Below are 24,394 nucleotides of genomic sequence, written 5' to 3'. Positions count from 1 at the left end.
AGAACATATCTCCTTTTTTCCTTTGAATATGAGATATATCTCATATTCAAAGGAAAAAAGATTTCTATACGAGAGGAAGGGTGAGAAGAATGATTGATTTACATTGTCACATTTTATCTGGCATCGATGACGGAGCACAAAGCGTAACGGATAGTTTAGCGATGGCACAAAAAGCTGTGCAAGAAGGAATTCATACAATTGTCGCTACACCACACCATCAAAATGGAAAATATGTAAATGAACGTACTTCTATTATTCATCAAGTGCAACAATTAAATGATGAACTACAACAAAATGAAATTCCACTCAAAATTTTACCGGGGCAAGAGGTCAGATTATATGGTGACTTACTTGAAGACTATGAGGCTGGTAAAATCGTTACTTTAAACGAAACGAATAAATACATATTAATTGAGTTTCCATCTAATCATGTACCTCGTTATGCAGAACAACTATTATATGAACTACGTGTTAAAGGAATGATTCCAATTATCGTTCATCCAGAACGCAATGCCGAGTTAATCGAGCGGCCAGATAAGTTATATAACCTTGTAAGTAAAGGTGCATTAACACAAGTAACGGCAGGTAGCTTGCTAGGAAATTTCGGCAAAAAGATAAAAAAATTCTCACTCCAACTTGTTGAACATAATTTAACGCATATGATCGCATCTGATGCACATAACACTACATCAAGAGGATTTCATCTAGCGGAAAGTTACGAATTAATCGGAAAAGAATTCGGAATGAACGTTATGAGCGATTTAAAAGAAAATCCGTATTTATTAATTAGCGGGAAAGCAATTTACAAAGAAGATCCAGAACAAATTCGTCGTAAAAAATTGTTTGGTATTTTCTAAATAAGGAATTGGTGATGTCTCCTAACCGTTATCAACGGGGGCACTCGGTCGTGCTGTGGGTAGAAATTTTTATTTCGGACCTACCTTAGACGCTTGTCGTCGGGAGTATGACGTGAGGATGGGTTAGATGCCCATAATTTATTTTTGACAGAAACTCTACCTATGGAGTTATAAAAATGGGTCTATAGGTAGGGTTTTTGTTATTGCTACATATAAATAATCGAATACATGGGGGACTAGAATTGAAAAAAGTAAGGAAAGCGATAATTCCAGCTGCGGGTCTCGGAACGAGATTTTTGCCAGCAACGAAGGCGATGCCGAAAGAAATGTTACCTATCGTCGATAAACCGACAATTCAATACATAGTAGAAGAAGCGATAGAATCAGGAATTGAAGATATTATTATTGTTACTGGAAAAGGAAAACGTGCGATTGAAGATCATTTCGATCACTCTTTTGAGTTAGAACAAAGCCTACTCGAAAAGGGAAAGCATGAAGTACTTGAAAAAGTACAAGCTTCTTCAAAGATTAATATTCATTATATAAGACAAAAAGAACCAAAAGGTTTAGGACATGCGGTATGGTGTGCACGTAAATTTATTGGGAACGAGCCATTTGCAGTATTACTTGGTGATGATATTGTTCAAGCAGAAACACCATGTTTACGTCAATTGATGGACCAGTATGAAGGTACACAGTCTTCAGTTATTGGCGTACAAACGGTGCCAGAAAATGAGACACATCGTTACGGTATTATTGATCCAGTTGAACAAAACGATCGTCGTTATCAAGTGCGTCAATTTGTTGAAAAACCAGCAGAAGGTACAGCACCATCTAATTTAGCGATTATGGGTCGTTACGTATTAACACCAGAAATTTTTAGATTCCTTGAAAATCAGCAAACGGGTGCTGGTGGAGAGATTCAATTAACTGATGCGATTCAACGTTTAAATGAAATTCAACGAGTATTTGCGTATGACTTCGAAGGCACACGTTACGATGTTGGGGAGAAGTTTGGGTTTATTAAGACAACGATTGAGATGGCGCTTCAGCATGAAGAACTGAAAGAAGAATTGATGGATTATATGAATGAACTTGTGAAAAAAGAAAATGTACATATATAAAGTGAGGTGAAAAGGCATTGGCCTTAACTAAAGTATCAAGTGGAACTGTAAAAGAACGAGGATTACTTGCTGCTGAAGAGGTAAATCAAAATGGATTGTATTTATTTATGAAGCGTTTGATGGATATATTTGGTGCATTATGTGGTGTTATTTTGCTGTCTCCTGTTTTTATTATTGTTACTATATTAATTAAGTTAGAAGATCCGAAAGGCCCTGTTTTTTTTAAACAAATGCGTGTTGGAAAAGACGGAAAGGAATTCGGAATGTATAAATTTCGCTCAATGGTAACAGATGCGGAAGAGCGTTTAAAAGATTTATTGCAACATAATGAAGTATCGGGCGCTATGTTTAAAATGAAAGATGACCCCCGCGTTACAAAAATCGGTAAATTTATTCGTAAAACAAGCATTGATGAATTACCACAGCTGTTAAATGTTATAAAAGGTGAGATGAGTTTAGTTGGGCCACGTCCGCCACTTCCAAGAGAAGTAAAGGAATATACCTCCTATGATAAGCAGAGGTTACTTGTTACTCCAGGGTGTACAGGATTGTGGCAAGTTACAGAAAGAAATAGTGTTGGATTTGCTGAAATGGTAGAATTAGACTTAGAATATATACGAAATAGAAATATTTTCTATGATATAAAGATTATATTAAAAACAATAAAAGTATTATTAGGGTCAAATAATGCATTTTAAAAAGGAGTTTAGAACATCATGAAAAAAGATTCTAAAATTTATGTAGCAGGTCACCGTGGATTAGTTGGTTCAGCTATTTTACGTAAGTTAGAGGAACAAGGCTATACAAATTTAGTGTATAAAACAAGTAAAGAGTTAGATTTACGTGATCCAAGGCAAGTGGAAGAGTTTTTCAAAACAGAGAAAATTGATTATGTATTTTTAGCGGCAGCTAAAGTAGGTGGGATTGTTGCGAATAATCAGTATCCAGCAGATTTTATTCGTGATAATTTAATGATTCAAACGAACGTAATCGATTCAGCATACCGTTCAGGTGTAGAGAAGTTACTATTTTTAGGTAGTACTTGTATTTATCCAAAATTAGCTCCACAACCGTTAAAAGAAGAATACTTATTAACAGGGGAGTTAGAGCCAACGAACGAACCATATGCACTTGCAAAAATTGCGGGTATTAAAATGTGCGAATCATATAATCGCCAATACGGTACAAAGTATATTTCAGCAATGCCAACAAACTTATATGGTGAAAATGATAACTTTGACTTACATACATCACATGTATTACCAGCTTTAATTCGTAAGTTCCATGAGGCAAAAGAAAATAATGCTGAGTTTGTAGAAGTTTGGGGAACAGGTACTCCACTACGTGAGTTCTTATATTCTGATGATTTGGCAGATGCTTGTGTATATTTAATGAATAACTATGAAGGTAATGAAATTGTAAACATCGGTGTAGGTGAAGACTTATCGATTAAGGAACTTGCTGAGAAGGTGAAAGCTACAATAGGTTTTACTGGAGAGCTTCGTTTTGATACTTCTAAACCAGATGGTACTCCTCGTAAGTTAGTAGATGTGACTAAGATTAATGCTTTAGGATGGAAGGCAACAACTTCTTTAGATGAAGGTTTAAAGAAAGCATATGATTGGTTCTTAAAGACAGAAAAAGAATTAGTAAGAAAATAATAATAAAAGATTAATAGAGATAATTGGAGGATATTATGAAAAAAGCACTTATTACAGGCGTAACAGGACAAGATGGATCTTATTTAGCGGAGTTTTTATTAGAAAAAGGATATGAAGTACACGGTATTATTCGTCGTAGTTCTTCTTATAATTTAGATCGTATTGAGAGCTTAGTAAATGAAGAAATTGAAGGCTTAAATAACAAAGAAAATTTCCACTTGCATTATGGTGATATTACAGATACATCTAATGTGATTCGCTTAATTAGTGAAATTCGTCCGGATGAAATTTATAATTTAGGTGCACAATCGCATGTGAAAGTATCATTTGATGTACCTGAATATACAGCAGATGTAGATGGCGTAGGAACATTACGTATTTTAGAAGCAGTACGTATTTTAGGTCTAACTGAAAAGACTCGTATTTATCAGGCATCAACATCTGAGTTATACGGTAAAGTGCAAGAAGTACCACAAAAAGAAACAACGCCTTTCTACCCACGCTCTCCGTATGGTGTAGCAAAAATTTACGGTTTCTGGATTACAAAGAACTACCGTGAATCTTATAACATGTTCGCAGTAAATGGGATATTATTTAACCACGAATCAGAACGTCGTGGTGAAACGTTTGTAACACGTAAAATTACACTGGCTGCAGCACGTATCGCACAAGAAAAACAGGAAACGTTATATTTAGGGAATTTAGATTCACTTCGTGACTGGGGTTATGCGAAAGATTATGTAGAATGTATGTGGTTAATTCTTCAACATGATAAGCCAGAAGACTTTGTTATCGCAACTGGTGAAATGCATAAGGTACGTGAATTTACTACATTAGCATTCAAGCATGTAGGCATTGAGCTTGAATGGGTAGGACAAGGTGTAGAAGAAAAAGGTATCGATAAAGCAACAGGTAAAGTGCTTGTGGCAGTAGATCCTAAATTCTTCCGTCCAGCTGAAGTTGAGCAATTATTAGGAGATCCTACAAAAGCAAAAACATTATTAGGATGGAATCCAACTAAGACTTCATTTGAAGAGCTTGTTAGTATTATGGTGGAAGAAGATATGAAGAAAGTCAAGAAGGAAGATAAATTGAAGAGGATGTTTGATTAAAAATAAAGGAAGAAGCATTTTGGATAAAACTAACTTACAGGTAGAATCACAGCGTAAAATCTTTTCAAAGGGATTAAATGGATTAAAATGGAACTACATTGGGACCTTCATCAAGATGTTTACACAATATGTTGTAGTTATCTTATTAATGAGAGTTGTAGGACCTGAAGCATATGGTGTAATGGCTTTAGCCTTATCGGTAATTGCCTTAGGGAATTTATTAAATGATTCTGGTTTAGGTGCATTTATTATACAATCTCCCCAAATAACTAAAGATGATATAAGAAGTTGTTTTACTATACAACTTCTTATGAGTTCTTTAGTAGGGTTGTCAGTTTTTTTAGTGAGTGATTTAATTGCAGGTTTTCTTAATAGCCAGGAGTTGGCTCCTGTCTTAAAGTTATTATCATTGGGGTTTCTTTTACAAGCTTTTGGTGTTATATCATTTAATTTATTAAAAAAAGAGTTTTTCTTTAAAAAAGTTCAACTGGCTAATATAAGTTCGTATATACTTGGATATGCCTGTTTAGGTGTATATTTAGCCTTTAATGGATGGGGCGTATGGAGCTTAGTGTATGCACACCTTGCACAAACTTTTTTAAATTCAGCTATAATGTATGCTTTTACAAGGCATTCAATTAGATTAAAAATGGTATTTGCAAAAGAATATATAAAGTATTTCAAATTTGGCTCAAAAGCATTAGCAACGAATATTATTAATTGGGTTATAGATAGTCTAGGTACTTTTTCCATGGGGAAAGTGTACGGTTCCTTTAGTTTAGGTGTATATAACCGAACTTTTACATTATTGATGTATCCAATTACATTTATTGTTAATATGATTCAAGTAATAATGTTTCCACTGTATTCAAAATTTCAGAATGACGAAAAGTTAACTCAGAAAATATTTTTGACGACTACTTATGTGGTTGCACTATTTATGTTGCCAATTTCTTTAATTTGTTTTCTTTTCCGATATGAGATTTTTGAAGTCATGTTCGGGGAATATGGAGCAGAATGTGCTGAGATTGCAATACCTATTATTCTTAGCTTACCTTTTATATCATTAACTAGCATTTGTAGCCCGTTATTTTGGGGACGAGGTCATGTGGAACGAGAGTTAAAGGCTCAAATTAAAACGGTCCTAGTATATATTGTATTGGTTTTAATTTTTGTGAACTATAATTTTAAAACATTTATATGGGTGATTTTATGTGTTTATATCACAAGGTTTTTAATAATTATAATCTCAGCGTTTGATTATGTCTCGCTCTCTCCTATAGAGTATTTTAAAAGTTTTATACCATCTTTAAAAGTATCATTAATAATTATGATTATTTCAATAATAGTTAAACAGTTTAATTTTGGAAATTTACTTTCGATGATTTGCTTGCTAGGAGTTTTAAGTATAGTCTTGGGTATATGCTTTTTGAAAAAAAAGGATATGTATTTTCCTCCTAATATTGAAAAAGAGTTTTTGAACAAGATAATAAAAAGAGGTGAATGACTATTAAAATAGGTATTGTTTCACCAATCGATGTAAATTCAATTAAAAAAATTAGCCCGTTAACTATAGTTAAAGGAAAAGTTGCTCCTAAAGGATTAGGAGCAACTTTTCTTACATCTATAGTTGAAGAGTTAATATCGCGTGGTCATGAAATTATTATATTTACATTAGATAGAGGTATTGAAGAAGAAGTTATATTAAAAGGAGAAAATCTAAAAATATATGTACATAACTACCGAGAAACAAAACGTGCGAGGAACTTTTTTAAAAACGAAATTGAGTGCTTAAAAGAAATGATTGAAAAGGAAAAGGTTGATGTACTGCATGCGCATTGGACATATGAATTTGCGATTGCAGCATTAGCAACCAAAAATGAGGTGCTGGTTACAGCACATGATTCGCCATTTAAAGTTTTGAGATACATGCCAAATCCATACCGTTTTATTCGTTTATTGATGGCATATTATGCGTTAATAAAGACGAAGAAATTAACTGTGGTTTCAAAAGATACGGCAAACCATTTGAAAAAATACAAATTTTATTCGAAAAAAGAGCTATATGTGATACCTAATCCAGTTGTTATTGAAGAAAAGCTTTTAAGAAATAGTAGTGGTGCTTTTGATAAAAATGAAATTGTATTCGCATCTGTATTGAATGGGTCTGGAAAATTAAAAAATCCAATTCGTTTATTAAAAGCGTACAGAGAATTAAGAACAAAATATGAAAATGTTAAGCTAGTTATGATTGGAATTGATTATGAGGAATTTGGGCCTGTACATCAATGGGCAAAAAAAAATAATGCTGATGTTGGGGTTGAATTTAAGGGAGCCGTAGTCAGAGAAGAGTTATTACAGTATCTAAAGAGAAATGTAGATGTATTAGTACATCCATCATTAGAAGAGTCTTTTTCATTAATAGTAGCAGAAGCAATGAAATTAAGCATTCCTATTATAGGTGGTAAAAAGAGTGGAGCGGTACCATACACAATGGGTGAGGGGATTGCAGGATTACTTATAGATATGAGGAACGTTAATGAAATTTCAGGAGCAATGGAGCAATTAATGGATAGTTATAAGAGAAAACTATTTGGAATACAAGGGTGTAGGTTTGCAACTGAAAATTATGATCTTATAAAGGTTGTAGATAAATATGAACAGTTGTATATAGATAGTATGGAAAGGAATTGACTCTAATGAAAGTTCTGCATGTGCTAGGGGAATTAAACCCATCAGGTGCTGAAGTAATGCTAAGGGAAGCGGCAAGGTTTTGGAAAGAGGAGGGGTTAAAAAGTACAATTTTATCTACGGGCGATAAAGAAGGTGTGTTTAAAAATGCACTAGTAGGCGCTGGATATGAGGTTAAGCATGCTCCATTTTCAAAAAGTTTTAGACACTTTTTTGATGTTTACAAGTTAATTCAGGCAAATGATTATAATGTTATACATATTCATACTGAGCGGGCCAATATTATATATAGTTTGGTTGCAAAACTGGCTAAAAGAAAAAGAATTATAAGAACTATTCATAGTATGTTTGAATTTAATGGGATATTAAAAGTTAGGAAAATAATTGAGAGAGCGGGAGTTAGATTATTAAATGTAAAGCAGGTTAGTATAGGGAATTTAGTACAACAAAATGAACGAAATAGATTTAAAAATGAAACAAGCGTAATCTTCAATTGGATTGATACCAATAAATTTAAATTTGTTAAATTAGAAGAAAAAAAATATTATAAAGAAAAACTAGGTATTTCTGATGATGTATTTGTGTTTACGAGTATAGGGAATTGTTCAGAAGTAAAAAACCATACTGAAATAATAAAGGCAATGGATGCATTGATAAATGAGAAAAAATATACTAATTTTCTATATTTGCACGTAGGCAAGGAAGATGCTTGCCAATCTGAACGAGAATTGATAGAGAAGCTAGGTCTAGAGGCCCATATTCGATTTTTAGGATATGTAGAGGATGTGCGTCCAATATTATATGCCAGCAACTTATTTATTATGCCATCATTATATGAGGGATTTGGAATCGCGGGGCTAGAGGCTTTAGGTTCAGGCTTACCTTGTGTATTTACTGATAAAAGTGGTTTACTGGAGTTTGAGCCTTACATGAATGAAGTAACCTACATTACTCCGTGTAATAAGGAGATTAAAAAAGTTATAGAATCTTATATATCTGGTGAAAGACAAATTGATCAACATCAATTAGAATTGAATAGTCAAGTGGCACGTGAAAAATTTGATGTTACTAAAGGGGCAAAAGATTATATGGAAATATATAATCTCTAATCAAAATAATAGTGAGATTCTGTTTAAAACTAGTTTGTAATAATAAAAGATACTGATAAACAGAGTGATGTAGATTAGAGAAAATATATGCAACAAGTCAAAATTATTAAGTTTAATTATGGAGTAAAAATATGACATATATGTATATGATATTGATATTACCTTTTGTATTAATAGTTGCAGCTTATTCCATGCAACTTATATTAAAGTGTTTAAATAAAAAACCCAATAAGGTTGTTCTAGCGATATTATGGATAATTGGAGTAGGGCCAATTATTCAAGAAATGAAAACGGACAGGATAATTGAAAATACGCATCAAGTTATAGTTGCACCGTTATCATTTCTTAACGGAATTGAATTTAATCAAATCATATTTTTGGTTAGTTTGTTTATAAATTTTGTGATTTTTATATTTATACTCAAAAGAGGACCGAATAAAAGTACAATCTCATCAGAAGGAAAAGTGATTTTAGTAAGTTATATTATCTATCATATTGGTATTTTAGCCGCATGTATATTGGGAACTAAACCATATTTTTCAATAAATATATTTATGTCCTTAATTCTTTTGATAGGCTGTATTTTGATTATTGATTATGGAGCTATTAAAGAAATTATTAAACACATTCAATATATTTTATTAACTTATATTTATATGAGTTTATTGCTGGGAATGCTTTATCCAGAATGGGCCACTACTAGCTATGTTAATCTTCTCCCAATTTTTAATTCTCGTTTATCAGGGGTTTTGGCGCATGCCAATGGTTTAGGGCCAGTTGCGGTATTGTATATAATATTTAGTAGATTAGTTCTAAGTGAGAAGAATACGTACAGGGGTATGCATCTTTTTGCGGCATTAATAGTTCTGTTATGGACGGAATCTAAGACAGCTATATTTATATTAATCTTAGTATGGGTTATATCTCTGGTTAATAGTTTTTGGGAAAGTAGGGGCTTTAGAATACTGTTTTCTTGCACGTTAGTAATCTCGATGATAAGTTTCTATTTGTTCTTTATCATATCTCAATTTAATGCAAATGGTCTGTTTTATAAAGTTGTGAATGAAATTAATAAGTTATTAGAAGAATTTTCAACTTTAACAGGGCGCTTTGAAATATGGAATATAACAATAAAAACCTGGCTGGATAATATAATGTTTGGATATGGGCCGGAAATATGGAATTTAGAATTTAGGACAAGTTATGGAAAAGAGTATGCTGGACAGGCACATAATCAGTTTATTCAATCCCTAGGTGAAACTGGATTGTTCGGGTTTATTTGTATGACTGTTTTTGTTGGCTGCTTAGTCTATTATGGGATTAAATTAAGTAAGGAAACTAAAAGTGTTTCTTTAATGCTAGTCGCTTTTTTATTAATTAGATGTATAACTGAAACTCCATTTAGAAATTATACAATACAAGTCCAAATGTTTTCTTTGATTTGTATTTTAATTTACTTAAGCTATAGTAGATTAAATAACTCAGATCGTTATTAGTTTTGGTTTTATTGGTGAAAAAAGTAGTTTATACTATTTTCCAATTTGTAATCTGTAAACGTTGATTAAATATTTGACGAGGTCCGAAAAAAATAGGATTAAAACGTTAGAACAGCAGAAGTAGATAGTTTAAGAGGTACAATGTTTATTCTATATTTTTATCATAGGCAAATGGTACTGCCTAATTATTTCTTGTATTTACATTTTTTGTGGGGAAGTAGTAGTTATTTTGATACTCTCTTATGTAAAAAGAAAGAAAAGATAAATTACGTAAAATTCAACTTAAAGAGGATATTTTTATCTATTCAACTTAAATGTATAAAGTAGTTATTAATACAAGTGTATTCAGGTTTAACATGGAAAAATTAAGTGGATTTTTCCATGACACAATTAAAAAGGTTACGTGAAGATTTTGAATGGCTAGAGGAGTATATATAATGATAAAAATAGCTGTGCTTATGTGTTGTTACAATAGAAAAGAAAAAACAGTTGACGCCATAAATAAGATTTATAATCAAAGCAATGGTGGAAAATATAAATTTGATATTTACCTATTAGATGATGGGAGCTCAGATGGAACGAGTGAATCTGTGCAACTTAAATTTCCTGATGTAAATGTTATTAAAGGTGATGGAAGCTATTTTTGGAATGGAGGAATGAGAAAAGCTTACAACACTGCAAAACAGAAAGAATATGATTTTTACATATGGATGAATGATGATACATTTATTCATGATAATGCTTTTAAGATATTATTGGATACTAATTTTATGTTAAATGAAAGTAAAAGTCCTAAGATTATTGTAGGTACTACCGTAAACAAAAATGGTATTGTTACATATGGTGGCGTCAAAAAAGTTAGTCCTACCAGACCAGTAAAATATAGAGTTGTAACTCCAGATGAAAAAAATCCAAAAGAATGCGATACAATTAATGGGAATATTGTATTAATAGATAAATCAGTATATCAATTAATTGGGAATTTAGATCCAGTATTCGTTCATGGAATGGGCGATTTCGATTTTGGTTTACGTGCTAAAGGAAAAGGAACAAAGATATTTATAGCCCCGGGTATTTTAGGTATTTGTGAGAGAAATTCGGTTAAAGGGACTTATAATGATACGGAATTTTCTTTAAGCATAGCTATAAAAAAATTACTTTCTATTAAAGGGCTACCTGTGAAACAATGGTTTACGTTTACTAAAAGACATTCGGGACCTTTTTGGCTTGTGTATTTTACAAAACCATATGTAGAATTCATACCTAAATTTATATTTAAAAAATATTTAAATAGATAGAGTAAGGGGAGATAATTATGTGTCAATTCTCTATTATTATCCCTACTTATAATGTGGATGAATATATAGAAGAATGCATAACTTCTATTTTAAAACAAACTTTTGATGATTTTGAAATAGTGATAGTGGATGATTGTTCGTCAGATAATACGGTAGAAGTAATTAATAAGTTAAGTGATAGTAGAGTGAAGTTATTCAAAAATGAAGTGAATAAGGGACCATCTTACTCGAGGAATAAGGCGATTAAATATTCTAACGGTAAATACATCATGATAGTAGATAGTGATGATTTAATATTAGAGGATAGGTTAGAAATAATGAATACCTATATTAGAGAAGAAGACCCGGATATCCTTTTTGATAACTTCTATTATTTTATTGATGGTGACGGATACTGCTATGCTAATGGATATGAACAAAAGGGAGTTTCAAAAAATAGTTTACAGAGTATAGATGTAAAACAATTTATTGAGTATGATTTGGGGATATTTAAAGGAGTAATGAAAAGAGAATTTATCACAAAAAACGGGATTTTATACAATGAAAATTGTAGACTAGCGGAAGATTTTCTTTTTTACTTAGAGTACTTTGCAAATGAAGGAAAGGTATTATTTATCCCAGAAACATTGTATTTATATAGACAAAGAAAAAACTCTTTGATAACAACATTAAATAAAGAATACTATGTTGAATTAATAAAGGTGACAGAATATGCCATCAGAGAAGTTGAAAAACAAACTATAGATAGTAATATCAGGGGTTTATTAGAAGCTAGAATGAAAAAGCAACATTCAGCATACAACTATTATCTATTTAAGGATAATTTAAAAAATAAGAAGTTTAAAGATGCATTAGTATTAATATTTAAAGATTATAATATTTTAGCTAAGATAAGTAAAGATGGAGTAAAAAAAGTGAAATCAAAGTTAATTAGCTAATTTGGTAACTTGCTAAGTTAGAAATTAATCTTAGATATATTTACCATAAATAAGTTAATAAGAAGTCGATATAACTTTATTAATTAACAGAGCAATTTGAATAATATCTTTTGATTATGAGGGATTAAATTGAAAAAATGTAAAATACTAGATGTAGAAGTAGCTGTTTCAGATATAAAGAACATTACGTATTTTTTACGTGAGAATATAAAAAATATTAAAGGTCAATATATATGTATTTCTAATGTTCATACTACAGTTATGGCATATGAAGATTGTGAATATATGAAAATACAAAATGGTTCATTATATACTTTGGCAGATGGAAAACCTTTGCAAATAGTTAGTAAAATGAATGGTTATAAGGATGCTGAAAGAATAACAGGTCCAGATTTAATGGAGGAAATATTTAAAACATCGGAAGAAAGAGGATTAACACATTATTTTTATGGTAGCACAAAAGCAACTTTAGATAAGTTAGTAGCTGAATTACAGAGAAAATATCCTTATTTGAAGATTGTCGGTTTGTATTCTCCACCGTTTAGACAACTAACTAAAGAGGAAGATGAACGAATCATTGAGGAGATTAATATGAAAAATCCGGATTTTGTATGGGTAGGGCTAGGCGCACCTAAGCAAGAAATTTGGATGTATGAGCATAGAAACAGTATAAATTCACTAATGATTGGAGTAGGAGCAGGTTTCGATTATCATGCAGGAAATATTGAAAGAGCCCCTATAATAATGCAAAAGTTATGTTTAGAGTGGTTATATAGATTAATGCAGGATCCCAAGAGGTTATGGAGAAGATATGCCATCTATAATTCGAAATTTATTTATTATATATTAAGTACAGGTTTTAAAAAAAATAAGAAGGTGCAGTAATGAAAGATGAACGACCTTTTGCTGACGAGATAACTATAGTAGTTACAGCATTTAACCGACCGAATTCTTTAGAGAGAGTGTTAAATTCTTTGGTTAAAGCTAATTATTTGAAAGAAAGAGTTCGATTAGTTATAAGTATTGATTATTCTGGATGTAATGAAGTTGTAGATATTGCCGAGAATTTTAAATGGATTTATGGAGAAAAGGTAATTATAAGCCATAAGGAAAATTTAGGTTTAAGGAAGCATATCCTATATTGTGGGGATTTAACTCAAAAATATGGTAATATAATATTGCTAGAAGACGATATATATGTAGCACCAGATTTTTTAAATTATGCGATGCAAGCGATGTTATATTATAAAAATGATGAAAATATTGCAGGGATATCACTTTATTCACAAAATTTTAATGAGACGGCAGGATTGCCATTTGAACCTATTCAGGATTCAAATGGAGCAGATGCATATTTTATGCAATTACCATCTTCTTGGGGACAATTGTGGACTCCATACCAATGGGAGCAGTTTATAAATTGGTATAATAATAATTCTTATAATAATGAAGCGGAAATCCCTAAAAATGTAGTCAAATGGCCTGAGACTTCCTGGAAAAAATATTTTATAAGATATATGGTGGAGAAAAATAAATATTTTGTATATCCATATAGATCTTTAAGCACTAACTTTGGAGATATTGGACAACATTTTTGGAAAAAAAACACAACATTCCAAGTGACCTTGAGTCGAGATACAGAGAAGATTTATACGTTTTGTAAATTCGAGGAATCAGAAGCTGTCTATGATGTGTTTTGTGAAAATATGTATTTAAAAAAATATATTGATGGTATTGGCAATTCAGAATTGACTATAGATTTATATGGGACTAAAGAGAAGTATAGTAGGTATATATTAACCACTAAGAAATTGAATTATGTAGAACTTGAGTCATATGATCTTTCGTTTAGGCCTATTGAATTAAATGTTATAGAAAATTTAAAAGGGTATAATATTTTCTTATATGATACTACACAAAAAAATAAAAAAGTAAGTAATGGTAATCATGTAATTAATTTAATTGACTATTTTTATTTAGGGATAAATATACAAAAAACATTATTATTTTCTTTTAACAAACAAATAATTCTTCAGAATATAAGAGGTATTATGAAGAAAATAAATAAAAAAATTTTAAAAAAATAGATTAAATTTAGAAGGTGAAAGCTATGGAAATTATAGTAATGGGAACTGGATATGTTGGCTTAGTTACGGGGGTAGCATTATCTCATATTGGGCACAAAGTTACATGTATTGATATTGATGAAAAAAAAGTGGAAAGTATGAAAAAAGGAATTTCTCCTATATATGAGCCAGGATTAGAAGAGCTTATGCTTCAAAATATTGAAGAGAATAGGCTCTTTTTTACGACAAGCCATCAAGACGGATTTAGAAATGCACAAGTAATCTATATTGCGGTAGGTACGCCGGAGAAGGAAGATGGATCGGCAGATTTGTCTTACATTGAGCAAGTTGCAAAGGATATTGCACAAAACGTACAGCATGACATTATTGTTGTAACCAAAAGTACAGTTCCGGTTGGAACGAATCATTATATAAAACAAATAATTTCAGAGAACCTTAATAAAAATATTAAAGTTGAAGTTGTGTCTAATCCAGAGTTTTTAAGAGAGGGTTCTTCTGTATACGATACATTTAATGGAGATCGTATTGTAGTGGGTTCTGATAGTGTAGAAGCAGCAAATGTTATTGAAGAAATTAATAAACCGTTTGGTATTCCTGTTTATAAGACAGATATTCGTAGTGCAGAAATGATCAAATATGCATCTAATGCATTTTTAGCAACTAAAATCAGTTTTATAAATGAGATTGCAAATATTTGTGAGAAAGCGGGAGCAAATATTGAGGATGTGGCTCATGGTATGGGGTTAGATCAACGCATTGGTTCTATGTTTTTAAAAGCTGGAATCGGTTACGGTGGATCATGTTTTCCAAAAGATACAAAAGCGTTAACGAAAATCGCATCTAACGTAGATCTTGATTTTACGCTTTTAAAAGCTGTTGTTGAAGTGAACAATAAGCAACAACATAAGTTGGTTAAGGCTGCGCAGTTGAAATTTGGATCATTACGGGATAAAAAAGTTGCTGTACTTGGATTAGCATTTAAACCAAACACAGATGATATGCGTGAAGCAGCTTCAGTTGTTATTATTAAAGAGTTACTTGGTGAAGGAGCGGAAGTAACGGCATATGATCCAGTAGCAATTGAAAATGCTAAAAAGCTACTTCCTGGAACAGTTGAATTTACAACAGAATTACAAGAGGCTTTATTAGATAAGGATTTAGTTTTCATTGTAACAGAGTGGCAGGAAGTGAAAGAGTTAGATTTGGGCTTGTTTGCTAAGCTTATGAAAAATCCAATTGTATTTGATGGGCGCAATTGCTTTGATTTAAAAGAAGTAAGTAAGCATGAGATAGATTATTATTCAATAGGGCGTAGTAATGTCCAAAATATTGGGCAGTTAGTTTAATTAATCTTGTCAAGATAATCAGTTTTTAACAAAAAGGAGATAGAATATTGAAGTTAATTTTGTTATCAGGTGGATCTGGAAAACGTTTATGGCCATTATCAAATGATACTCGTTCTAAGCAGTTTCTAAAAGTGTTAGAAAGTGAAGAAGGTACTCGGCAATCAATGGTGCAACGTGTATGGGGACAAATAGAGTCAGTTGGTTTAAAGGAATCTGCAGTTATTGCTACGTCAAAAACACAAACAGAGATGATTCATAACCAGTTAGGAATGAACATTCCATTAATTGTTGAACCGGAGCGTAGAGATACATTCCCGGCAATTGCTCTTGCTAGTGCATTTCTATTCTCTGAACAACATACAAATTTAGATGAAACAGTTATTGTATTGCCAGTAGATCCTTACGTCGAAGATAGCTTTTTTGAAAGAGTTAAAGATTTAGAGGCGGCATTACAAAATTCTAATGCTGATTTAGCTCTTATGGGGGTTGAACCAACATATCCATCGTCTAAGTATGGTTATATTGTACCGACAGGAGAAGCGGGTTTACAAGAACATTTTAACGTATCACGTTTCACTGAAAAACCAAGTGAAGAAAAGGCAGAAACACTAATTAAACAAAAGGCTTTATGGAATTGCGGCATATTTGCCTTCAAGTTACGTTATTTAATTAATATTTTAGAAGAGAAGAATCTTCCAATTTTATATCATGATTTATCTAAACATTATAGTGATTTACCGAAAATTAGTTTTGATTATGAAGTTGTAGAAAAGGCAAATCACATTGTTGCCTTACCTTACAGTGGATATTGGAAAGACTTAGGGACGTGGAATACATTAACGGAAGAAATGGCTACAACCCAAATTGGTAAAGGCGTAATTAGTGAGGATTCTCACAATACACATGTAGTAAATGAATTAGAAGTTCCGGTAACAGTTGTGGGTCTTTCCGATGTTGTTGTTGCAGCGAGTCCAGATGGTATTTTAGTTTCAGATAAAGCTTCTAGTCCAAAAATTAAGGATCTAATTGGCTCATTCGATCAACCACCGATGTACGAAGAACGCATTTGGGGATGGTCTAAAGTGTTAGATTACGCCAAATATGAAAATGAAGAGATGGTAACGAAGAGAATTTGTATAGAAGAAAATCAAAATTCTACTTATCATTACCATAATTTACGGAACGAAGTATGGACAATTATTCGCGGTGAAGGAGAACTTATTTTAGAAGATCATATTCGTCGTGTAAAAGCAGGTGATATTGTACATATTCCAGCTGGTAAAAAGCATGCTATTCGCGCATTAAGTGAACTAGAATTTATTGAAGTACAAACGGGGAAAGAAGTAGTAAATACAGATTTTGTTCGCCTGTATACAAAATGGGACGATATTTTGAAGCATTATTATCAATCACAAGCACAAGTAATTATGTAACAGCTAGTGTATTCTAGCTGTTATTTTTTAAGGATAAATTTATGAAAACAGTTGTTTTTTATATTTCAGAATATGGATTTGGACATGCGACAAGATGTATCGCACTGATTAGAGAAATATTGAGTGTAAGAAAAGATGTACAGATTATTATTTGTAACTCATTTGCATTGCAATTTATTCGCACATCATTAACTGAGTATGGGGATAAGGTTATTTTCCATGATGTGGAGACTGATGTTGGATTTATTCTAAAAGAGCATTCATTGGATTTAGATAAAGAAAAATTGGAACAGTCATATAAAGAGTTTTGTGAGAAGTTACCTCAAAAAATTAATAGGGAACTTGCTTTTTTAAGTGCTTTTTCTATTGATTGCATTGTTTCTGACATTTCACCAATTGCTTTTGAAGTAGCAGATAAGTTAGAAGTGCCATCTATAGGGATTTCAAATTTTACGTGGTATACGGCTTATAAGAATGTGGTTCCAGATAATTTGCTTCAAGTGTTTAAAAATATGTATAAAAAAATGGATTATTTTTATGCATTAGCTGGAAGTAATGAAAGTAATTGGGCTAGATTAAATACAGCTGCTTTTAATTTCTATAGTAGAACAGTTAACCCGTTAGAAGTAAAGAGGCTTGAGCAGAAGTTAAATCCGACAGGGGAGAAACAAATTATTTTTATGCCAATTGGAATGAAAATTGATATAGGAGATATTACAGAATTACCGATTTGGGATGATGAAAGATATGTTTTTATTGTTTCTCATAATATGAAGATTGAGCATAAAAATGTGCATAAAATTTCAGAAAACTATACAGAATCACAAAATTATGTAGCAGCTGCAGATTATATTATTTCAAAAGCAGGGTGGGGTACTGTTAGTGAAGCGATTCTTCAAAATAAACCGCTATTAATCATTGATAGAAAAGGTATGAGTGAGGATCAAAACACGATCCAATTTTTAAAAGATAATAATTTATGTAACTTAATTACTTGGGAAGAGTTGCAGAGTATAGATATTGGAAGGTACATGGATACCGGGAATTCTATATATCAAAATGAGGTTCATGATATTATATCTCATATTTTTGGATTTGTTATATCGTAATTTTTAGTAGGAAAGTAGGTTTTATACAAGAATGAAATCACCATTATTTTTACAACCGGTTCTCCAAGAAAGGATTTGGGGAGGGAAATCATTAGAAAAATTTAATTATGATTTATCTTCTGAATTAATTGGAGAATGCTGGGGGATTTCAGCACATTCAAATGGAATGAGTATTGTAAAAGAGGGACCTTATATAGGGAAAACTCTGGAACAATTATGGAAGAATGAGAAGCATTTATTTGGAGAAGATTTACCCAATAAATTTCCTTTATTAACAAAAGTACTGGATGCCAACAAAGACTTGTCTGTACAAGTACATCCAGATGATGAATTTGCAAAAGTTTATGAGAATGGAGAGCTTGGGAAAACAGAATGTTGGTATATTATTGATTGTGAAGAAGATGCTCAACTGGTATATGGTCATACTGCTTATACGAAATTAGACTTTGAAGAGATGATTAAAGAGGGGAACTGGGAGGGTTTACTTCGTAAAGTTTCTATTAAACCAGGCGATTTCTTTTATGTACCAAGTGGAACTATCCATGCTCTTTGTGAGGGGACAGTAGTATTAGAAACGCAACAAAGTTCGGATACTACATATAGAGTATACGATTATGATCGAATAGATGCGAATGGTAACAAACGTGAACTTCATTTAGAGAAGGCAATCCAAGTTTCAAATATTCCGCATGAAGATTATCAAGTACATCCAGAAACTAAGAAAGAAAATGGTGCTCTAATTACAACGTATGTTAAAGAAAAATATTTCTCAGTATATAAATGGGAAATTAAAGATGAGGCGTCATTTCAACAAAAGAACCGTTTTCAATTAGTAAGTGTAATTGAAGGCGATGGGGAATTAACTACGATTGACGGTACTTTTTCTATTAAAAAAGGTGATCACTTTATTTTACCAATAATAATAGAAAATTTTATTATAAAAGGAAACATTACCGCTATTGTATCTCATTCGTAGAGTAATTAATTTTCTTTTATTTTTAGTCAGTCTTAAGGTAGTATAATGGGGTAGTGTAAAATCATTGCGTTATTTATAAATATTGATAAAGAAGGTAAAAAATATGAAAAAGAAAATTTTGTTTTGGATTTTAGGCATAGTAGGTTTTCTGGTAATCGCAGGAGGAGCATATGCATACTATGTGTATTCTAATGTATCAAACACATTAGAATCAGTGCATAAGCCTTTGGATCGGGATAAGTCTGACAAACGAGATAAGAAGGTAGACATTGCGGATAATAAACCTATATCTATTTTATTGATGGGTGTAGATCAAGAGGATAACGGAGCAGGTAGATCCGATTCACTTATGTTATTTACCTTAAACCCAAAAACAAAATCTATGAAAATTACAAGTATCCCACGAGACTCTTATACGGAGATTGTAGGGAAAGGTAAAAAAGATAAGATCAACCATGCCTATGCTTTTGGTGGCATTGATATGTCTGTAAAAACAGTAGAGAATTTTCTTAATGTACCAGTCGATCATTACATTGAAGTAAATATGGCTGGATTTAGAGATATTGTAGATGCTGTTGGTGGTGTTGATGTAAATAACGATTTGGAGTTTACATCAAGGGATCAACATTTTACTAAAGGTAACATCCATTTAAATGGTGAAACAGCATTAAAGTATACTCGTATGCGTTACGAAGATCCACGTGGTGACTTCGGCCGTCAAATGCGCCAACGTCAAGTTATCCAGGCAGTAATTAAAAAAGGTGCAAGCGTATCGTCACTAGCAAGCTATGGTGACGTATTAAAAGCAATTGAGAAAAACGTAAAAACAAGTTTAACTCAAGATCAAATGTTTGATATTCAAAAGAACTATAAAGATTGCATGCAAAACAGTGAAGAAATCCAAATCCCAGGTGACGGTCACAAAGCCGCTGATGGCATTTGGTACTACTATGTTCCAGAAGCAGCAAAACAAGATATAACGAATAAGTTAAGAGCGCATCTTGAAGTGACTAAGTAATATGTGATAACCCAATTCCTTTGGTAGGAGTTGGGTTTATTTTTGCGTAAATTTATATTAGTATTATATGTTGTGAGATTAATAGATGAGGTGAATCGATGAATAAGAAGGCAGTACTTGTCCTATTTATTTTTGTATTGTTTGTCGCTTCGGTTGTGAGCGGCAAATTGTACTGGAATAAGAAAATTGCGAATGCGACAGGGCAGACGAGTGAAGTAACGAAAACGAAGTCTGAAGTGAAAGATAGTGGAGCGAAGAAAACAGAGAAAAAACAAGATGCGAAGTTATCTTTTAATGAAGCATATGCGAAGAATTTACCAGATGAAGTGAAAGAGAAGTTGAAGAAAGCTGCTGAGGATAAAAAGGCAGTAAATCTTGTTATTGTTGGTGATGAAGCTTCTTCATCTGAAAAAGATACTTGGGCAGCTAAGTTAACGGCTAATTTAGAGACTGCTTACGGTAAAGGTTTATGGAATGTGACGGTAAAGGAATATAAGGGTGAAAGTACAGAGGAATTAATCGCGAATAAACGCGATAAAGAGATTGCTAAAGAAAATCCAGATGTAATTTTATTTGAGCCACCATTTATTACTGATAACGGAAAAACTGGTAATGGAAATTCTGTAGCGAGTACACAGAAGTTTGTGCAAGCACTTTCTACTAGTGCAAAAGGCGCTACAATTATGATTCAACCATCAAACCCAGTGTATGGTGCGAAGAATTATCCGAAAGCGATTGAAGCTTTAAAACAATTTGCGACGCAAAATGGTTATACATATGTTGATCATTGGGGAGCATGGCCTGATGCAGCAACGAAGGCTATCCTGCCATATTTAACAGAAGAATTCGGTTTCCCAAGTGCTAAAGGACATGAAGTTTGGGCACAATATGTAACGGATTATTTTGTAGCTAAGTAATGAATGAGGTATAAAAGGTATACGAGCAATCATATACCTTTTATAATAAGAAAGTAATTAAGAAATCCTAGTATATATGTAGGAGGCAAACAATGAACTCAATTTTAATCTGCGGTGGAGCGGGCTATATCGGTTCTCACGCTGTTAAAAAACTAGTTGATGAAGGTTTATCTGTAGTAGTAGTAGATAATTTACAAACTGGTCATGAAGATGCGATTACGGAAGGTGCGAAGTTTTATAATGGTGACCTTCGTGATAAAGCATTTTTAAGAGATGTTTTTAAACAAGAAAGTATCGAGGCGGTTATGCATTTTGCGGCTGATTCTTTAGTTGGAGTTAGTATGGAGAAGCCTCTTCAATATTATAATAACAATGTGTACGGTGCACTTTGCTTGCTTGAAGTAATGGACGAGTTTAAAGTAGATAAGTTTATTTTCTCTTCTACTGCGGCAACTTATGGCGAGGTAGATGTAGACCTTATTACTGAGGAAACGATGACAAATCCGACGAATACGTACGGAGAGACGAAGTTAGCGATTGAGAAGATGCTTCATTGGTATAGCCAAGCTTCAAATTTAAGATATAAGATTTTCAGATACTTTAATGTGGCTGGTGCAACTCCAAGTGGTATTATTGGGGAAGATCACCGTCCAGAGACACATTTAATTCCGCTTGTTTTACAAGTGGCGTTAGGTCAACGTGAGAAGATTATGATGTTTGGTGATGATTATAATACGCCAGATGGTACTTGTATCCGTGATTATATTCATGTTGAAGATTTAGTCGCGGCTCATTTCTTAGGGCTTAAGGATCTGCAAAATGGCGGAGAAAGTGATTTCTACAACTTAGGAAATGGTAATGGTTTCAGTGTAAAAGAAATCGTTGATGCAGTTCGTGAAGTTACGAATCATGAGATTCCAGCTGAGATGGCACCACGCCGTGCGGGAGATCCAGCACGCTTAGTAGCTTCTTCTCAAAAGGCGAAAGAGAAGTTAGGATGGAATCCTGAGTATGTAAATGTGAAGACAATTATCGAGCATGCGTGGGATTGGCATCAGAAGAAACCTAATGGGTATGAGAAATAATAATTTTTAAAAACCTCAAAAGTAGTTTTTTGACTACTTTTGAGGTTTTTTTATGTATATAAAAATGAACAAATTCCAAACAATTCAATCAAACGATTCACGAATCTACCAATATGTTATGATAAATGCACTAAGTTAGTAACATGCTGTTTGTAAAGGATAGAAGAGACAGGTGAAGCAGATGAATAAAAGGCAACAGGAAATTTTACATGTTTTATTATCTGAGCCTAATGAGTATTTGTTAGTGCAGGAGCTTGCTGATCGGATAGGCTGTTCTGAGAAGACGATCCGCAATGATTTTAAAGTGATTGAGGAGTATTTAGAAAGGCATTCAGATGCAGTTCTTATTCGGAAACCGGGCTTAGGAGTGCATTTAGAGATTAACGATTATGATAAGGTGGATTTATTTAATAGGCTGTATGCTGTAAGGCAGGATATAAGCTATGAATCAGATGAAGAGAGAGTATTGCAAATTGCATATAGCTTGTTGATGAGTGTCAAAACGGTTACGGTACAGGAGCTTGCCATGCGATATTTTGTCAATCGAGCCACGATTAAGAAGGATTTAGATAAAATTGAAAAGTGGCTTGAGGAACTGGAATTAGAGTTAATTTCAAAGCAAAGAGTAGGATTAACAATAGAAGGAGATGAGAGAAGTAAGAGGAAAGCGTTAGCTAAACTATCGGATTTAATTCATAGTCAGGAATTAATGAACCAATTTATTAAAAAGCAGTTTTTGTATCATGAAATTGAATTTGTAATGACTGAATTGAAAGCGTTACAAAAGAGATATTCTACATTTTTTACAGATGATACGTTAGAAAATCTTTTATTACATACATTGATTATGGTGCGAAGAATGAAGTTAAAACAACCAATTTCAATGCCTAAAGAGGATTTGGAAATTGTACGAGAGACGAAAGAATACGGATGGACTTTAGATTTTTTAACAAGGCTAGAGTTTGTATTTACGGTCCATTTTACTGAGGCGGAGGTAGCTTATTTAGCGATTCATATTTTAGGCGGGAAATTTCGCTATCAAGATGAATGGGAAAGAAATAAGCTTAATGTGAGCAGTCCTGTGCTTTCGCAAGTTGTATCGCATTTAATAGAGCGCATGTCTAGTTTAAATGAAATCGATTTCGAGAGGGATACATTTTTATTAGAAGGATTACAGATGCACTTGTATACGACATTAAATCGTTTGCAATATAATCTTTCTGTTTCTAATCCAATGCTTCATGAAATTAAGCGAATGTATCCGTATATGTTTGATATGTTAATCCATGAGTTGGATGATATAAATAAATTATTGGATTTACAAATTCCTGAGGAAGAAGCTGCGTATATTACTTTGCATTTTCAGGCAGCGATGGAGCGTTTAAGTGATAAAAAGGTATCGAAAAATATAATTATTGTTTGTCACATGGGAATAGGGATGTCGCAATTGTTACGGACAAAAATTGAAAGGAAGTTCCGGTATGTTCGTGTGATGGATTGTATAGCAAAGTCTGACTTAGAAGAGTATTTGATGAAAAATCAGAAGGTAGAGCTCATAATTTCTACGATTGATCTTCCACGGTTAAAGATTCCTCATTGTGTTGTGTCTCCTTTATTAGAGCAGGGTGAAGAAAATAAATTAGAGGATTTTATGAAAAGGTTAGATGAACGGCCTTCTAATGAAAATAAGGACTTTGTGTTATTGAATTACACGACTCCTTTTCTGGTCTTCCTACAACAAGAAGTAGAACATCGTTATGAATTAATTGAAAGCTTAGCGAAAGCTCTTTATGAAAAAGGGTATGTAGAAAAAGAGTATATTGAAAATGCAATTGCTAGAGATAGAATGTCAGCAACGACAATTGGAGCAGGAGTCGCCATCCCACATGGGAATCCTAAGTTTATTAAACAGTCAGTAATTGCAGTCGCTACACTTAAGGAACCATTGGATTGGGGAGTAGAGAAGGTATCACTCGTATTTATGCTGGCGGTTAAGAGTGATGGAAAGGAAGTTACGAAACAACTATTTCAGGAGTTATCTTTTATAAGTGAGCAACCTGTTTTTGTACAGAAGCTTATAAAGGAAACGAATATAATGAAATTTTTATCTCATTTGAGATATGAATAGGTAAGGCGA

At 32.7% G+C, this 24,394-nt stretch carries 21 protein-coding genes; all 21 read left to right on the top strand.

Annotated elements, in window-relative coordinates; genetic code table 11:
* The first annotated feature begins 89 nt into the window (after window positions 1–89).
* The 21 genes from MKY90_RS26840 to MKY90_RS26740 all read left to right on the top strand — a co-directional run bounded on the left by MKY90_RS26840 (window position 90) and on the right by MKY90_RS26740 (window position 24,385).
* Window positions 90–857, top strand: coding sequence for a tyrosine-protein phosphatase (locus tag MKY90_RS26840; RefSeq protein ID WP_341093039.1), 768 nt, complete (start codon window positions 90–92; stop codon window positions 855–857).
* 242 nt (window positions 858–1,099) lie between these two features.
* Window positions 1,100–1,981 (top strand): UTP--glucose-1-phosphate uridylyltransferase BpsC, encoded by an 882-nt coding sequence (bpsC, locus tag MKY90_RS26835; protein WP_341093037.1) that lies wholly within the window; start codon window positions 1,100–1,102, stop codon window positions 1,979–1,981.
* Window positions 1,982–1,998: 17 nt separating this feature from the next.
* Window positions 1,999–2,679 (top strand): sugar transferase, encoded by a 681-nt coding sequence (locus tag MKY90_RS26830; protein WP_341093035.1) that lies wholly within the window; start codon window positions 1,999–2,001, stop codon window positions 2,677–2,679.
* Between the two features lie 18 nt (window positions 2,680–2,697).
* Window positions 2,698–3,642 carry a GDP-L-fucose synthase gene (gene fcl, locus MKY90_RS26825; protein WP_341093033.1) on the top strand — a complete coding sequence of 315 codons (945 nt, stop codon included), beginning with the start codon at window positions 2,698–2,700 and terminating at the stop codon, window positions 3,640–3,642.
* A gap of 35 nt (window positions 3,643–3,677) precedes the next feature.
* Entirely contained in the window at window positions 3,678–4,754 is a 1,077-nt protein-coding gene (gene gmd, locus MKY90_RS26820) for a GDP-mannose 4,6-dehydratase (RefSeq protein WP_341093031.1), read from the top strand.
* A 19-nt stretch (window positions 4,755–4,773) separates the two neighbouring features.
* Complete coding sequence (locus MKY90_RS26815) at window positions 4,774–6,261, top strand: lipopolysaccharide biosynthesis protein (RefSeq protein WP_341093029.1); 1,488 nt, start codon at window positions 4,774–4,776, stop codon at window positions 6,259–6,261.
* A complete protein-coding gene (locus tag MKY90_RS26810) occupies window positions 6,258–7,448 on the top strand; it encodes a glycosyltransferase family 4 protein (protein WP_341093027.1) in 1,191 nt (396 codons plus the stop codon). The genes MKY90_RS26815 and MKY90_RS26810 overlap by 4 nt, the downstream gene beginning before the upstream one ends.
* A 5-nt stretch (window positions 7,449–7,453) precedes the next feature.
* A complete protein-coding gene (locus tag MKY90_RS26805) occupies window positions 7,454–8,554 on the top strand; it encodes a glycosyltransferase (RefSeq protein ID WP_341093025.1) in 1,101 nt (366 codons plus the stop codon).
* Window positions 8,555–8,685: 131 nt separating this feature from the next.
* Window positions 8,686–10,050, top strand: a complete 1,365-nt coding sequence (locus MKY90_RS26800) for an O-antigen ligase family protein (protein ID WP_286119071.1) — start codon at window positions 8,686–8,688, stop codon at window positions 10,048–10,050.
* 437 nt (window positions 10,051–10,487) lie between these two features.
* On the top strand, window positions 10,488–11,348 hold the full coding sequence (locus MKY90_RS26795; RefSeq protein ID WP_286119070.1) for a glycosyltransferase family 2 protein: 861 nt from the start codon (window positions 10,488–10,490) through the stop codon (window positions 11,346–11,348).
* Between the two features lie 17 nt (window positions 11,349–11,365).
* Window positions 11,366–12,286, top strand: a complete 921-nt coding sequence (locus MKY90_RS26790; RefSeq protein ID WP_341093021.1) for a glycosyltransferase family 2 protein — start codon at window positions 11,366–11,368, stop codon at window positions 12,284–12,286.
* Between the two features lie 129 nt (window positions 12,287–12,415).
* Window positions 12,416–13,171: a WecB/TagA/CpsF family glycosyltransferase gene (locus MKY90_RS26785; RefSeq protein ID WP_341093019.1), complete on the top strand. Its 756-nt coding sequence runs from the start codon at window positions 12,416–12,418 to the stop codon at window positions 13,169–13,171.
* Window positions 13,171–14,373 (top strand): glycosyltransferase, encoded by a 1,203-nt coding sequence (locus tag MKY90_RS26780; RefSeq protein ID WP_341093017.1) that lies wholly within the window; start codon window positions 13,171–13,173, stop codon window positions 14,371–14,373. Before MKY90_RS26785 ends, MKY90_RS26780 begins: the two co-directional genes overlap by 1 nt.
* 23 nt (window positions 14,374–14,396) lie before the next feature.
* Window positions 14,397–15,719, top strand: a complete 1,323-nt coding sequence (locus MKY90_RS26775) for a UDP-glucose dehydrogenase family protein (RefSeq protein WP_341093015.1) — start codon at window positions 14,397–14,399, stop codon at window positions 15,717–15,719.
* Window positions 15,720–15,766: 47 nt separating this feature from the next.
* Window positions 15,767–17,152: a sugar phosphate nucleotidyltransferase gene (locus MKY90_RS26770; protein ID WP_341093013.1), complete on the top strand. Its 1,386-nt coding sequence runs from the start codon at window positions 15,767–15,769 to the stop codon at window positions 17,150–17,152.
* Between the two features lie 41 nt (window positions 17,153–17,193).
* Window positions 17,194–18,261: a glycosyltransferase gene (locus MKY90_RS26765; RefSeq protein WP_341093011.1), complete on the top strand. Its 1,068-nt coding sequence runs from the start codon at window positions 17,194–17,196 to the stop codon at window positions 18,259–18,261.
* Between the two features lie 31 nt (window positions 18,262–18,292).
* Window positions 18,293–19,237 (top strand): mannose-6-phosphate isomerase, class I, encoded by a 945-nt coding sequence (gene manA, locus MKY90_RS26760; protein ID WP_341093008.1) that lies wholly within the window; start codon window positions 18,293–18,295, stop codon window positions 19,235–19,237.
* Window positions 19,238–19,340: 103 nt separating this feature from the next.
* Window positions 19,341–20,255, top strand: a complete 915-nt coding sequence (gene tagU / locus MKY90_RS26755; protein ID WP_341093005.1) for a polyisoprenyl-teichoic acid--peptidoglycan teichoic acid transferase TagU — start codon at window positions 19,341–19,343, stop codon at window positions 20,253–20,255.
* Window positions 20,256–20,353: 98 nt separating this feature from the next.
* Window positions 20,354–21,172, top strand: coding sequence for an SGNH/GDSL hydrolase family protein (locus tag MKY90_RS26750; RefSeq protein WP_341093004.1), 819 nt, complete (start codon window positions 20,354–20,356; stop codon window positions 21,170–21,172).
* A gap of 92 nt (window positions 21,173–21,264) precedes the next feature.
* Window positions 21,265–22,257 (top strand): UDP-glucose 4-epimerase GalE, encoded by a 993-nt coding sequence (gene galE / locus MKY90_RS26745; RefSeq protein WP_341093002.1) that lies wholly within the window; start codon window positions 21,265–21,267, stop codon window positions 22,255–22,257.
* 181 nt (window positions 22,258–22,438) lie between these two features.
* Window positions 22,439–24,385, top strand: coding sequence for a BglG family transcription antiterminator (locus MKY90_RS26740; RefSeq protein WP_341093000.1), 1,947 nt, complete (start codon window positions 22,439–22,441; stop codon window positions 24,383–24,385).
* Window positions 24,386–24,394 lie beyond the last annotated feature (9 nt).

Source organism: Bacillus sp. FSL P2-0099 (assembly GCF_038007445.1).
Taxonomy (GTDB): domain Bacteria; phylum Bacillota; class Bacilli; order Bacillales; family Bacillaceae_G; genus Bacillus_A; species Bacillus_A mycoides.
The sequence above is the reverse complement of the archived record's forward strand: the minus strand, read 5'-3'. Positions and strand labels throughout refer to the sequence as shown.

Bases quoted from the DNA above. Each gene is read 5' to 3' on its own strand.
- MKY90_RS26750 (WP_341093004.1), top strand. From the start codon at position 20,354: ATGAATAAGAAGGCAGTACTTGTCCTATTTATTTTTGTATTGTTTGTC.
- manA (WP_341093008.1), top strand. From the start codon at position 18,293: ATGAAATCACCATTATTTTTACAACCGGTTCTCCAAGAAAGGATTTGG.
- tagU (WP_341093005.1), top strand. From the start codon at position 19,341: ATGAAAAAGAAAATTTTGTTTTGGATTTTAGGCATAGTAGGTTTTCTG.
- MKY90_RS26810 (WP_341093027.1), top strand. From the start codon at position 6,258: ATGACTATTAAAATAGGTATTGTTTCACCAATCGATGTAAATTCAATT.
- MKY90_RS26840 (WP_341093039.1), top strand. From the start codon at position 90: ATGATTGATTTACATTGTCACATTTTATCTGGCATCGATGACGGAGCA.
- galE (WP_341093002.1), top strand. From the start codon at position 21,265: ATGAACTCAATTTTAATCTGCGGTGGAGCGGGCTATATCGGTTCTCAC.
- MKY90_RS26780 (WP_341093017.1), top strand. From the start codon at position 13,171: ATGAAAGATGAACGACCTTTTGCTGACGAGATAACTATAGTAGTTACA.
- MKY90_RS26805 (WP_341093025.1), top strand. From the start codon at position 7,454: ATGAAAGTTCTGCATGTGCTAGGGGAATTAAACCCATCAGGTGCTGAA.
- MKY90_RS26740 (WP_341093000.1), top strand. From the start codon at position 22,439: ATGAATAAAAGGCAACAGGAAATTTTACATGTTTTATTATCTGAGCCT.
- MKY90_RS26775 (WP_341093015.1), top strand. From the start codon at position 14,397: ATGGAAATTATAGTAATGGGAACTGGATATGTTGGCTTAGTTACGGGG.
- MKY90_RS26800 (WP_286119071.1), top strand. From the start codon at position 8,686: ATGACATATATGTATATGATATTGATATTACCTTTTGTATTAATAGTT.
- MKY90_RS26765 (WP_341093011.1), top strand. From the start codon at position 17,194: ATGAAAACAGTTGTTTTTTATATTTCAGAATATGGATTTGGACATGCG.
- fcl (WP_341093033.1), top strand. From the start codon at position 2,698: ATGAAAAAAGATTCTAAAATTTATGTAGCAGGTCACCGTGGATTAGTT.
- gmd (WP_341093031.1), top strand. From the start codon at position 3,678: ATGAAAAAAGCACTTATTACAGGCGTAACAGGACAAGATGGATCTTAT.
- MKY90_RS26795 (WP_286119070.1), top strand. From the start codon at position 10,488: ATGATAAAAATAGCTGTGCTTATGTGTTGTTACAATAGAAAAGAAAAA.
- MKY90_RS26790 (WP_341093021.1), top strand. From the start codon at position 11,366: ATGTGTCAATTCTCTATTATTATCCCTACTTATAATGTGGATGAATAT.